The sequence below is a fragment of the Microbispora sitophila genome (genome assembly GCF_014892245.1).
Classification (GTDB): Bacteria; Actinomycetota; Actinomycetes; order Streptosporangiales; family Streptosporangiaceae; genus Microbispora; species Microbispora siamensis.
The window spans coordinates 422,494-435,130 of sequence record NZ_JADBGC010000005.1 but is presented as its reverse complement, the minus strand read 5'-3'; the positions used below and the strand labels follow the sequence as shown (position 1 = coordinate 435,130).

The 12,637-nt window shown below is 72.5% G+C and carries 10 protein-coding genes; 5 read left to right on the top strand and 5 right to left on the bottom strand.

What is annotated here, in order from left to right; genetic code table 11:
* Positions 1 to 1,021, top strand: a 1,021-nt coding sequence (locus tag IL992_RS12125) for an alpha/beta hydrolase (RefSeq protein ID WP_226872727.1), incomplete at its 5' end; no start/stop codon positions are given.
* A gap of 142 nt (positions 1,022 to 1,163) precedes the next feature.
* Here the strand turns inward: IL992_RS12125 and IL992_RS12120 are convergent.
* A complete protein-coding gene (locus IL992_RS12120) occupies positions 1,164 to 1,532 on the bottom strand; it encodes a MerR family transcriptional regulator (protein WP_193203404.1) in 369 nt (122 codons plus the stop codon).
* 128 nt (positions 1,533 to 1,660) lie between these two features.
* Between IL992_RS12120 and IL992_RS12115 the strand changes: the two genes are divergently transcribed.
* From IL992_RS12115 to IL992_RS48310, 3 genes are all read left to right on the top strand, one after another.
* On the top strand, positions 1,661 to 2,734 hold the full coding sequence (locus IL992_RS12115) for an alkene reductase (protein ID WP_193203403.1): 1,074 nt from the start codon (positions 1,661 to 1,663) through the stop codon (positions 2,732 to 2,734).
* A 359-nt stretch (positions 2,735 to 3,093) separates the two neighbouring features.
* Positions 3,094 to 4,107 (top strand): RNA polymerase subunit sigma-70, encoded by a 1,014-nt coding sequence (locus IL992_RS12110; RefSeq protein WP_193203402.1) that lies wholly within the window; start codon positions 3,094 to 3,096, stop codon positions 4,105 to 4,107.
* A gap of 5 nt (positions 4,108 to 4,112) precedes the next feature.
* On the top strand, positions 4,113 to 4,859 hold the full coding sequence (locus IL992_RS48310; RefSeq protein WP_319018498.1) for a DUF6069 family protein: 747 nt from the start codon (positions 4,113 to 4,115) through the stop codon (positions 4,857 to 4,859).
* Positions 4,860 to 5,009: 150 nt separating this feature from the next.
* Here IL992_RS48310 and IL992_RS12100 read toward each other — a convergent pair whose 3' ends face one another.
* A complete protein-coding gene (locus IL992_RS12100) occupies positions 5,010 to 7,115 on the bottom strand; it encodes a 3-hydroxyacyl-CoA dehydrogenase NAD-binding domain-containing protein (protein WP_193203401.1) in 2,106 nt (701 codons plus the stop codon).
* Complete coding sequence (locus tag IL992_RS12095) at positions 7,112 to 8,296, bottom strand: thiolase family protein (protein WP_193203400.1); 1,185 nt, start codon at positions 8,294 to 8,296, stop codon at positions 7,112 to 7,114. Before IL992_RS12095 ends, IL992_RS12100 begins: the two co-directional genes overlap by 4 nt.
* 238 nt (positions 8,297 to 8,534) lie before the next feature.
* Here IL992_RS12095 and IL992_RS12090 point away from each other — a divergent pair, with 238 nt between their 5' ends.
* The gene (locus tag IL992_RS12090) at positions 8,535 to 10,958 is read left to right on the top strand and encodes an alpha/beta hydrolase (protein WP_193203399.1); all 2,424 of its coding nucleotides are present in this window, start codon (positions 8,535 to 8,537) and stop codon (positions 10,956 to 10,958) included.
* A gap of 59 nt (positions 10,959 to 11,017) precedes the next feature.
* Here IL992_RS12090 and IL992_RS12085 read toward each other — a convergent pair whose 3' ends face one another.
* Positions 11,018 to 11,410 carry a VOC family protein gene (locus IL992_RS12085; protein ID WP_193203398.1) on the bottom strand — a complete coding sequence of 131 codons (393 nt, stop codon included), beginning with the start codon at positions 11,408 to 11,410 and terminating at the stop codon, positions 11,018 to 11,020.
* Position 11,411: 1 nt separating this feature from the next.
* Complete coding sequence (locus tag IL992_RS12080) at positions 11,412 to 12,635, bottom strand: HRDC domain-containing protein (protein ID WP_193203397.1); 1,224 nt, start codon at positions 12,633 to 12,635, stop codon at positions 11,412 to 11,414.
* Positions 12,636 to 12,637: the final 2 nt, after the last annotated feature.

The following is a 12,637-nucleotide window of genomic DNA, read 5'->3' as shown; positions in this document are numbered from 1 at the left end:
GAAGGGCGAGTTCACCCCGCCCGCAGCCGGCACCACTCCGACGCCGTTCGTGTCCGAGGGCGGTTTCGTCACCTTCGAGACCACGACGGCCTTCACGGACGCCAAGCACGTCACGGTGTGGGCGAACGACGCTCCCGGGGGAAGCTGGCTGCGCGTCCCGATGTCCCGTGAGGGCGACCGGTGGCGGGTGACCCTGGGCCCGCTGGCCCCCTGGTTCTACTACTACCAGCTGATCGTGGACGGAGCCGGGGCCAAGGACACGTCGAACCCGACGAAGGTGACCTCCGAGCCGACCTGGAGCAGCTTCTTCATCCCGGGTGAGAGGTCACGCCTGCTCTCGGACGTTCCGGCCGGCCAGGGCGGAAAGGTCGAGAGCCTGACCTACCGGAGCACCGTGACGAACCAGGACCGGACCGCGTTGGTGTGGACCCCACCCGGATACGACCCGAAGCGCGCGGAGCCGTATCCCGTCTTCTACCTCCAGCACGGCAGCGGTCAGAGCTACACGGACTGGGTCGAGATGGGCCGCGCCAAGCAGATCCTCGACCACCACTTCCTGGACGGGAACCTGGTGCCGATGGTGGTCGTGATGGGCAACGGCAACGTGTCCGACTTCAACAAGGAGCTGCTGGACAACATCGTTCCCGCGGCCCGCGCCCACTACAACGTCTCCGGCGACCCGTCGCAGCAGGCACTCGCCGGCCTCTCCATGGGCGGTGTGCAGACGCTCGGGGTGCTCAAGGCGTACCCGGGCAAGTTCGCCTACGTCGCGGCGTTCTCGTCCTGGTTCGGCGATGGCGCCGGCGTCGACGTGGCGGCGATCAACAGCGGGACCAAGATGTTGCGCCTGTACGTCGGCGACCAGACCGACTTCGTGCAGCCGTTCTTCATGTCGTCCCTGACCACGATGAAGGATCTCGGTATCCGCTACGAGTTCGACGGGGTCACCCCCGGACCGCACGGCTGGGACGTGTGGCAGAAGAACCTCATCGACCTGGCGCCGCGTCTGTTCAAGCGCTGAGCTGTGACTTCCGCGGCGCAGTCGCCCGACACCACGGGCGGCCGCGCCGCGCCGTAGCGCCTCAACGGCCTGCCGGGTCGGGGAACGAGCGGCCGGCGCGGCGTTCACGAGTGGCACCGCGCCGTCGCCGTCATGCCCGAGATCAGCGAGGCGTCAGCTGGGCGCGGTGCGCGCGGTTGACGTCGATGAGCCGGTCGAGGGCGTCACGGGCCTGGGAGAGCTCGGCGATGTGCCGGCTGATCCGGTCCCGCTCCTGGAGCAGCCGCTCGAACGCCTCGTCGGAGTTCCGCTCGCTCGGCGAGTCGACACACGGGAGCACTTCGACGATCGTCCTGCTGGAGAGCCCGGCGGCGTACAGGCACTGGATGAGCCGTACGCGCTCGACCTCGCCGTCGGTGTAGTGGCGCTGGCCGCTGGGGCTGCGCGTGCTGGTGAGCAGGCCCTGCTCCTCGTAGTAGCGCAGAGAGCGGACGCTCACCCCGGCCCGCGTCGCCAGCTCACCGATCCGCATCGCGCCTCCTGTCGGAAAAGTCTCGGCCCGAACGCTTGCATCTGACGTCAATGTCAGGTCTTAGCGTAGTCGCCGTGTCCAGCCGGCGGACGCGACCATCCGCAGGAACGTCTGAAAGGCACTCAGGAATGACGACCCTTTTCGACCGCCACCAGCTCGGCGCGCTGACCCTGCCCAACCGTGTGGTGATGGCCCCCATGACCCGGGTCCGTGCGGCCGCGGGCGGCCTGGCGACACCGTCGATGGCGACCTACTACGCCCAGCGCGCCACCGCCGGGCTCATCGTGACCGAAGGAGTGCAGCCGAGCCTCGTCGGCCAGTCCAACCCGGGCACCCCGGGACTGTACACCGACGAGCAGGTCGAGTCCTGGCGGCCGGTCACCGACGCGGTCCACACCAACGGCGGCCGGATCTTCGCCCAGATCATGCACGGGGGCCGCGTCTCCCACCCCGACACCACGGGCATGTGGCCGGTGGGCCCCTCGGCCGTCGCCGCCCCCGGAGAGGTGTTCACTCCCGCGGGGCCCAAGCCCGCACCCGTGCCGAGGGCGCTGGACACCGCCGAGGTGCCCGAGCACGCCCTGTCCTACGCAAAGGCGGCGCTCCGCGCCGTCGACGCCGGTTTCGACGGCGTGGAACTGCACGGCGCGAACGGATACCTCATCGCGCAGTTCCTGTCCAGCACCGCCAACCTGCGCACCGACGCCTACGGCGGCTCGATCGCCAACCGGATCCGCTTCGCCGTGGAGGCGGTGTCGGCGACCGTCGAGGCGGTGGGCGGCCACCGGACGGGCATCCGGCTCTCGCCCGGCGCGGGCATCTGGGGCGCGGAGGAGACCGACGTCCCCGCCCTGTACGGCGCGCTGCTCGCCGAGCTGGCCTCCATGGACCTGGCGTACGTCCACCTCGAGGCCACCACCGACGAGGAGGTGCTCGTCGAACTGCGCAAGGCCTGGCCCGGCACGCTCATCGTCAACCCGGTCTTCCCGATGGGCCCCCGGCAGACGGACAAGGCGGCCGCCGATCACTGGCTGGGGCTCGGCGCCGATCTCATCAGCTTCGGCCGCGCCTTCATCGCCAATCCCGACCTCGTGGAGCGGCTGCGCCAGGGGCTCCCCATCGCGCCGCACGACCAATCCACCTGGTATCAGGGCGGCGATGACGGCTACCTCACCTATTCCGCATACCGTCACGCGGCCTGACCCTGCCCGGGGGCCGCAGGGGATGAGCCGGGCCGGCACCCGGTCGCGCCGCCGAGCGGGTCCCTTCGTGCCAGGTGAGCCGGGTCTCGGCTCCAAGATCAAGCCCATCCTTTTCGGTGGACCTCGTGCCGTGTCCGTGCGTCCATGCCCGCCGCGTGTCGTGTCGACCCCGGCACGCGGCAGGCGGTCGCGCACCCGCCCACTCCGGCGGACCCGCGCCCTCCTCGCCGTACCGCGCGTCGTGCTCCGCCACCGGATCCGTCAGTGGATCAGCCATGCCGACCGACCCTGGTGATGAGTTGTCGCGCCCGCACCCGTCATACCTACGACGGGACACGACGAGGCGGAAGGATGACGTGATGAGTGCGGACACGCGGCTGGAGGAGCTGGGCGTGAGCGGCCTGGGTGGGAGCGGTCTGGGCGAGGTCGACGAGCCGGCGTTCTCGGCGCTGGCGGAGCGGCACCGGCGGGAGCTGCACGTGCACTGCTACCGGATGCTCGGGTCGTTCGAGGACGCCGAGGACACCGTGCAGGAGACGTTCCTCCGTGCCTGGCGGCGGCGGGAGACCTTCGAGGGGCGGTCGACGTTCCGGGCCTGGCTGTACCGGATCGCCACCAACGCCTGCCTGGACCTGCTCGCCAAGTGCCGCCCGGAGCCCGCGGCCGGCGGCGAGGTGCCGTGGCTGCAGCCCTACCCGGACCGGCTGCTCGACGAGCTGCCCGCGGGCGACGCGGACGAGCCGGAGACCGTCGCCGTCGCGCGGGAGACGATCGAGCTGGCGTACCTGGTCGCGGTCCAGCACCTCGCGCCGCGCCCGCGGGCCGTGCTGATCCTGCGGGACGTGCTCGGCTGGCCGGCCAAGGACGTCGCGGAGCTCCTCGGTGACTCCGTCAACTCCGTGAACAGCGCGCTGCAGCGGGCCCGTGCCGGCATGCGGGAGCACCTGCCCGCCGAGCGGCAGGACTGGACCGGCGGAGAGGAGGACGCCGGGACGCGCGAGCTGGTGCGCCGCTTCACCGACGCCAGCGTGGCCACGGACATCGGCGGGCTCGCCGCACTGCTGCGGGACGACGTCCGCTGCTCGATGCCGCCCACGCCGGGCCTGTTCGTCGGCCGCGACGCGGTGGTGAACGACTGGGTCGAGAGCGGCTTCGAGGGCATGAAGCACCTGCGCGCCGTCCCCACCTCCGTGAACCGGCAGCCCGCCGTCGCCTTCTACCAGTGGCGGAAGCGGGAGGGCGCCTACCTGCCGCTGACGATCGACGTCCTGCGCGTCACCGGCGGGGCGATCACCGAGATCTTCATCTTCCACGACGACCGGTTCCCGCGGCTCGGGCTGCCGGAGCGCCTGCCGGCGGACGGCACGGAGTAGTCCCGGTGCGGACGCTCGCGCTGCGAGGTGGCGCGCGTGTCGCGGTGGTCGCGGCCGAGTGGTGCGACGCGTTCGGCGTCGTCACCCGCGGGCGGGTGCAGCTGGAGCTGCGCGACGGCGAGCCCGGGCCGGTCCTCGGACGCGACGCCGGGTTCTGGCTCCGCGGCACCGGCGTCCGCGCCCTGCGGAACCCCGGCCGTCGCACGGCGAGGGTGCGCATCGTCACCCCCAGGGCCAGGACCGTCTCGTGCCGGTCAGCACACCCCTACGCCAGTTACCGATTGATGGAGGACGACATGAACAGCACGAATGACACCGGGGTCGTCGCAGGCCCGGCATCGGGCCAGACCAGCCACACCCACCGACTCCGCGGGCTCGCCGGCACCGGCCTCGTCGCCACGCTCGCGGCGATGGTGGCCACCACCCTCGCCGCCGCGCTCGCCCAGGCCGTCGGCGTCGACTTCGAGGTCCCCGATGGTGGCGAGACGATCCCGTTGCCCGGATTCGCCGTGGTGACCGGCTTCTTCTCGGTCGTGGGCATCGTCATCGCCGTCGCTCTTCTTCGCTGGAGCGCCCGCCCCGCCGAGCGATTCGTGTGGACGGCGGTGTCGCTGACCGCGATCTCGCTGGTCCCGCCCCTCCTCGTGGGGGCGAACACCGCCACCACCACCGCCCTCCTCGGGCTACACCTCGTCTCTGCGACGGTGATGATCCCCACCCTGGCGCGGAGCCTCCGCACCCGGACCGATTGACGATCCCGCAACGGGACAACGCGCGGCGCAAGGGCGTGTGCGAGCGCACCAACGTGGCCCCCGGTGCTGCCACGACGACCTCAATCACGAGGCGAGCCGCCGCGCCGGGGTGGCGCGGCGGCTCGGCCGGGCGGGCCTGTGGCCGAGAACTCAGGCCGGTACGGAGGCGACGCCGGGCTCCAGGAAGCGGGACCCGGTGACCTCCTCGGAGATGCCCGTCCGGTCGAGGTACGGCGTGATGCCGCCGGTGTGGAACGGCCAGCCCGCGCCGAGGATCATGCACAGGTCGATGTCCTGCGGCGCCGCGACCACGCCCTCGTCGAGCATGAGCCTGATCTCCTGGGCGAGGGCCCGCAGGGCCCGCAGCCGCACATCGTCCGCCGTGGACGGGGACGAGCCGCCCTCGAACAGCGCCCGCACCTCCGGGTCGATCCGGAAGTCCGGGCCGTACAGGCCCGGCTTGCCTGCGGCGACCAGCTTGGCGAGGTTCTGCGAGACGCCGAAGCGGTCCGGGAACGCCGCGTGCATGGTCTCGGCGACGTGCAGAGCGACGGCCGGGCCGACGAGCTGGAGCAGCGCGAACGGCGTCATCGGCAGGCCGAGCGAGTCGAGCGCGTGGTCGGCGGCCTCCAGCGGGGTGCCCTCGTCGGCCGCCGCCGTGACCTCGCCCATGAACCGCGTCAGCAACCGGTTGACGACGAACGCGGGCGCGTCCTTGACCAGCACGCACGACTTCTTCAGCGTCTTGCCGACCGCGAACGCCGTGGCCAGCGTCGCGTCGTCGGTGGCGGCGCCCCGGACGATCTCCAGCAGCGGCAGCACCGCGACCGGGTTGAAGAAGTGGAAGCCCACCACCCGCTCCGGGTGCCGCAGGCCGGCCGCCATGTCGGTGACCGACAGCGACGAGGTGTTGGTGGCGAGCACGCAGGTCTCGGAGACGACCTCCTCCACCTCGGCGAAGACCTTCTGCTTCACGCCGAGGTCCTCGAACACCGCCTCGATCACGAAGTCGGCGTCGGCGAAGGCGTCCTTGGTCAGCGAGCCCGTCACCAGGCCCTTCAGCCGGTTGGCCTGGTCGGCGGAGACGCGGCCCTTGCCCAGCAGCTTGTCGACCTCGGCGTGGACGTAGCCGACGCCCTTGTCCAGCCGGGCCTGGTCGAGGTCGGTCAGCACGACCGGGACCTCCAGGCGGCGGGCGAACAGCAGCGCGAGCTGCGAGGCCATCAGCCCCGCGCCCACCACGCCGACCTTGGTGACCGGCCGGGCCAGCGACCTGTCCGGTGCCCCGGCCGGCCGCTTGGCCCGGCGCTGCACCAGATCGAAGGCGTACAGCCCGGCCCGCAGCTCGTCGCTCATGAGCAGGTCGGCCAGCGCCTCGTCCTCCGCGGCGAAGCCCTCGTCGCGCGACGCCGTACGGGCCAGGGCCATGAGGTCGAGCGCCCGGTACGGCGCGGGGGAGGCCCCCCGCAGCTTGAGATCGACGAGGGTCCTGGCCTGGTCGATCACCGGGGCCCAGTCCTCCGCGGTGTGGTCGGCCCGCTCGACGGTCACCTCGCCGCGCAGCACCTGCGCGGCCCACCGCAGCGACTCCTCGACGAAGTCGGCGGGCTCGAACATCGCGTCGGCGATCCCCAGGGCGTACGCGTCGCGGCCCTTGATCATGCGGTTCTGCGACAGCGGGTTCTCGGTGATCAGCTTGAGGGCCTTCTCGGGGCCGATCAGGCGGGGGAGAAGCTGGGTGCCGCCCCATCCGGGCACCAGGCCGAGGAAGCACTCCGGCAGCGCGATCGCCGGGACGCCGGACGACACGGTGCGATACGTACAGTGCAGGGCGATCTCCAGCCCGCCGCCCATCGCCGCGCCGTTGACGAACGCGAACGACGGCACATCCAGCTCGCCGAGGCGGCGGAACACGTGGTGACCGAGCTGTCCGATGGCCAGCGCCTCCTCGCGGGAGGACACCGCCGCCGCGCCCTTGAGGTCGGCCCCGACGGCGAAGATGAAGGGCTTGCCGACGACGCCGACGGCCGCGAGGCCGGAGCGCGCGGTGATCGCGTCGAGCGCGTCGTTCAGCGCGAGCAGGCCGTGGGGACCGAAGGTGTTGGGCTTGGTGTGGTCGAGGCCGTTGTCGAGCGTGATCAGGGCCATCGTGCCCGCGCCGTACGGAAGCTCGACGTCGCGCACGAGCGCCTTGGTGACCACCTCGTCGGCGTTCTTGCCCTCCAGAAGGGCCTTCCAGGTCTCGATCGTGCTCATGCCAGGTTCTCCCAGATGACGGTGCCGCCCATGCCCATGCCGACGCACATCGTGGTGATCCCATAGCGGACGTCGGGCCGCTCGGCGAACTCGCGCGAGAGCTGGGTCATCAGCCGCACGCCCGACGAGGCGAGCGGGTGGCCGAACGCGATCGCGCCGCCGTACGGGTTGACGCGCGGGTCGTCGTCGGCGATGCCGAAGTGCTCCAGGAAGGCCAGCACCTGTACGGCGAACGCCTCGTTGATCTCGAACAGACCGATGTCGTCGATGGACAGCCCGGCCAGGCGCAGCGCGCGCTCGGTGGAGGGGATCGGGCCGATGCCCATGACCTCGGGGTCCACACCGGCGAAGGCGTAGGACACCAGCCGCATGCGCGGGGTCAGGCCCAGCTCCCTGGCCACGTCCTCGGCGGCCACGATGCAGCCGGTCGCGCCGTCGTTGATGCCGGAGGCGTTGCCCGCCGTGACCCGCCCGTGCGCGCGGAACGGCGTCTTGAGCGTGCGCAGGCCCTCCAGCGTCGTGCCGGGGCGCGGCGTCTCGTCCACGGTGGCCAGGCCCCAGCCCTCGGCGGCCTTACGGGCCGCGACCGGCACCAGGTCGCGCTGGATCTTGCCGTCGGCGTACGCCTTGGCGACCTTCTCCTGCGAGGCGACGGCGAAGGCGTCGGCGCGCTCCTTGGTGATGGACGGGTAGCGGTCGTGCAGGTTCTCCGCGGTCATGCCCATGACCAGCGCCGAGCCGTCCACGAGCTGCTCGGACAGGAACCGGGGGTTGGGGTCCACCCCCTCGCCCATGGGGTGGCGGCCCATGTGCTCGACGCCGCCGGCGATGGCAACGTCGTACGCGCCGAAGGAGATGCCGCCCGCCACGGTGGTGACGGCGGTCATCGCGCCGGCGCACATGCGGTCGATGGCGTAACCGGGGACCGACTTCGGCAGGCCGGCGAGCACCGCCGCGGACCTGCCGATGGTCAGGCCCTGGTCGCCGATCTGGGTGGTGGCCGCGATGGCCACCTCGTCCACCCGCTCCGGGGGGAGGCCGGGATTGCGCCGCATCAGCTCGCGGATGACGCGGACTACCAGGTCGTCGGCACGCGTCTCGGCGTACAGGCCCTTCGGGCCCGACTTGCCGAAAGGCGTCCGAACGCCGTCGACGAAGACGACTTCACGGGACGCAGGCACGGGTTCGCTCCTACTTGTCGGTAGCTTCCGGCTCCCTATGCTACTGGTCAGTAACCGGTCCGGGGATCGGTGGGGTCGCCGTGTCTGTGAGTGATCCTTAACTGGTCGGAAACCGGGCGGAATCAGCACATGTCGCCGGTGACGATCTCATTCGGGATGCAACCCCTCAAAGCTCAAGAATCCCTCCTCTAACCCTTGTGAGTGGCTTTCTTGGGGCATTGCACTCGAAAAGGAACCAATGCGCTCTCCTGTGCGCGCCTGGACCAAGGCGCTCGCCGCGGCCGTCACGGCCGCGACCCTGTCCACCCCCCTCCTCGCGGGACCCGCACACGCCGCGCCGCCGACGCCGGCCGGCTCGAGCGGCGGGGACGGCACCTGGACCGTCGAACCCGTCGGCGGCGGCCACCGGGTCACGCTCCACCTGAACAAGCCGCTGCCGGTCCGCGACGCCGTCCCCGAACTCGCGGCGGACGGCCGGTCGCTCGGCCCGGCCGAGGAGTCGCCCGACGGCATGACGCTGACCGTCGTCACCCCCGACCCCACCGTCGCCACGGCGTCGTCCGTCGGCGTGGCCTGGAACGGCGAGGTGCCCGAGGCCGCCGCGGCGGTCGCCGGCAAGGCCGCCCCAACGCCCGCCGAGTCGCCCGCCAAGCCGCACGGCAAGCCGGCTCCCGCGCCCGTCGATCCCGCCGCGCCCGGTCCGTACGCCGTGATCCACGACGAGTACGACCTCGGCGACACCGCCATCACCCTGGAGGGGCTCGGCGGCCGCCAGGCCGAGATCCGGGCGAAGGTCTACCTGCCGGAAGGCGCCCCCGGCAGGCGTCCCTTGGTCGTCTTCCTGCACGGCCGCCACTCGGCCTGCTACAACCCCACGGCCTGGACGACGTCCAACACCCAGTGGCCCTGTCCTGCGGGGCAGCAGCCCATCGCCAGCTACCAGGGCTACGACGGCCCCGCCGACGTCCTCGCCAGCCAGGGGTACGTCGTCGTGTCGGTCAGCGCCAACGGCGTCAACGCCGCCGACAACCCCTACAGCGAGGACCGGGGGGCGCTGGCCCGGGGCGAGGTCGTCATGCGGCACCTCGACCTGCTCGCCGACGCCGGTAAGGGCGTGGGCGACGCGAAGCTGGTGAGCCTGTTCAAGGGCCGCCTCGACATGTCCGACGTCGGCCTGATGGGCCACTCGCGCGGCGGCGAGGGCGTCGTCAAGGCCGCGCTGATGAACGCGGGCCGGGCCAGGCCGTACGGGATCAGGGCGGTGCTGCCGCTCGCGCCGACCGACTTCGCGCGGGCGACCCTGCCCGGCACGCCGATGGCCGTCATCCTGCCGTACTGCGACGGGGACGTCTCCAACCAGCAGGGTCAGCACTTCTACGACGACTCCCGGTACGCCGCGGACGGCGACCCGGCCTTCCGCTCCTCCCTGATGGTCATGGGCGCCGACCACAACTTCTTCAACACCGAGTGGACCCCGGGCGTGGCGCACGCGCCCGCGTCCGACGACTGGTCGAACCGCAACGACCCGGTCTGCGGCGGCGCCGCGCCGTCGCGGCTGACCGCCGCCGAGCAGTACGCCGTCGGCACGGCGTACATCGCCGGGTTCTTCCGCCTGGTTCAGGGCGGCGAGCAGGGCCTGCTGCCGCTGTTCGACGGCAGCGGCGGCACCACCGCCTCCGCCGGGCGGGCCGTCGTGCACGCCGTCGCCCAGGCGCCCGCGGGCAAGCGCCTCGACGTGGCCTCCTTCACGTCGCTCGCGCCGTCCACGCGGGTCTCCGGCGCGGCCACCGCGGTCGTCTGCGCCGGGATGCTCGGCCGCTCGCCGCAGAGCGGCCTGCCGTCCTGCGCCTCCACGCTGACCACCTCGCAGGCGCCGTCCTGGACGCCCGCGACGTACGCGAACAACGTCGCCTCGACCCCGGTGCTGCGGTTCTCCTGGAGCGACCCCACGGGCACGGTGACGGTGCCGCTGGACAAGCAGGTCCAGAACGTCTCCCGCTACGACGCGCTCACCTTCCGCGTGGCGAGGGACGAGACGGCGACCGGCGACGTGGACCTCGCGGTCGAGGTCGTCGACAAGCGGGGTGCGTCCCAGACGGTCAGGGTGTCCGAGGCGAGCGACGCGCTCACGGCGTTCCCCGGAACGGCATCGCCGCTGCCCAAGACCTGGCTGCGCACGGTCCGCGTCCCGCTGGGCGCGCTCACCGGCGTCAAGCCGCAGCAGATCAGCGAGATCCGGATCTCGGGCGCGAGTCGGCAGGGCGCGGTCTACCTCGCCGACCTCGCGTTCACCACGACGGCCGCGGGTGAGGCCCGCACCGACAGGCTGCCGCAGGTGTCGGTGGAGGGCGCCACGGTGGACGAGGGCGACGGGCCCGGCACGGCCACGATGACCGTGCGGCTGTCGGACAAGAGCGACACGCCCGTGACGGTCCAGATCCAGACGATCGCGACCGGCGCCGCCCCGGTGGTCGCCTCGGCGGCGCAGGAGGTCGTCATCCCGGCCGGGGCCCTGGAGGCGTCCTTCCGGGTGCCGGTCAACGGCGACACCGCCGTGGCGTCCGCGCCGCAGTCCTACCAGGTGGTCGCCTCGGTGCCGGTCAACGCGACGATCGGCGGCGGCTTCACCCGGCTCGTCGTGAACGACGACGACGCGAGCTGAGTGAACAGGCTCCCGGGGGCCCGCCGGCGACGGCCGCGCCTCCGGGAGCCTCCGCGTGCTCACACCGGTTCGAGGAACTCCAGGCGGTTGCCGACGTTGTCGTGGGCGTAGAAGCGGCGATGGCCGGGGAAGTGCGGATCCCAGGCGACCTCGACGCCGGCGGCCTCCAGGCGCGCGGCAAGGTCGTCGAGGCCGGTCACCAGGATGCCCGGATGTGCCTTGCGCGCGGGGCGGAAGTCCTCCTCCACGCCGAGGTGGATCTCCAGGGCGCCGGCCCGCACCCACAGGCCCCCGCGCGCGGCGAGCGCGGGGGGCTTGCCGATCTCGGTCATCCCGAGCACGCCCACGTAGAAGGCGCGGCAGTCGTCCTCGGCCCCGGGCGGGACGGCGAGCTGGACGTGGTGCAGGCGGTAGCCGAAGGAGGACTCCACGTCCGGGCCGTAGCCCCGCATGTCACACCTCTCCTTTGATCTCCAGCCGTTCGAGCGCCTTGGCCAGCGGGTGGACGGTCAGGCCGATCTGCCACTCCCGCGCGCCCAGTGCGCGCAGCCGCGCCGCCACGGTCTCCTCGCTGATCGGCGCGGGCGGCTCCCAGGTCAGCCTGCGTACGGCGTCGGGCTGGAGCAGGTTCTCCGTCGGCATGCGGTGCTCGTCGGCGAGCGCGGCGACGACGGCCCGCGCCGCCACGAGCCGCTTGGCGGCGGCCGGGTCCCGGTCGGCCCACCGGTTGGCCGGGGGAGGGCCGTCCCCGGGCCCCACGGGCTGCGGCAGCGCCGCCTCCGGCATCGTGCGCGCCCGGTTCACCGCCGCAAGCCAGTCGTTGAGGTGGCGGCGGGCGCTGCGGCCGACGAACGGCGTGATCTCGGTGAGGGACTTGGTCGTGCGCGGCTGGTCGAGGGCGGCCTGCACGATCGCCGAGTCGGGCAGCACACGGCCCGGCGCGAGGTCGGCCTCCCGCGCGATCTCGTCGCGCAGCGTCCACAGCTCCCGCACCACGGCGAGCCCGCGCAGCGTGCGCACCCGGTGGATGCCCGAGGTGCGCCGCCACGGGTCGGTACGCGGGGGATGGGCGGGAGCGGCCAGGATCGACGCGAACTCCTCCAGCGCCCATTCCAGCTTGCCGGTGGCGGCCAGCTCGTCGTGCAGGACGTCGCGCAGCTCGACCAGCACCTCCACGTCGAGCGCCGCGTAGCGCAGCCAGTCCTCCGGCAGCGGGCGGGCCGACCAGTCGGCCGCGGAGTGCCCCTTCTCCAGCCGCAGGCCGAGGACGAGTTCGACCATGGTCCCCAGGCCGACCCGCTCGTAGCCGAGCAGCCGCCCGGCCAGCTCGGTGTCGAACAGCCGCCGCGGGCGGAAGCCCAGCTCGGCCAGGCACGGCAGGTCCTGGTTCGCGGCGTGCAGGACGATCTCGGCGTCGCGTACGGCCTCGTCCAGCGCGGACAGGTCGGGACACTTGATCGGGTCGATCAGCGCGGATCCCGCGCCGGCCCGGCGCAGCTGCACCAGGTAGGCGCGGCCGCTGTAGCGATATCCGGAGGCGCGCTCGGCGTCGACGGCCACCGGCCCGCTCCCACGGGCGAAGGCGTCCACGGCGGCCGCGAGCGCGGCGGAGTCCTCGATGACGGGCGGGATTCCCTCGCGCGGCTCCAACAGTGGCTGGACTACGGGTTCTGTCACGG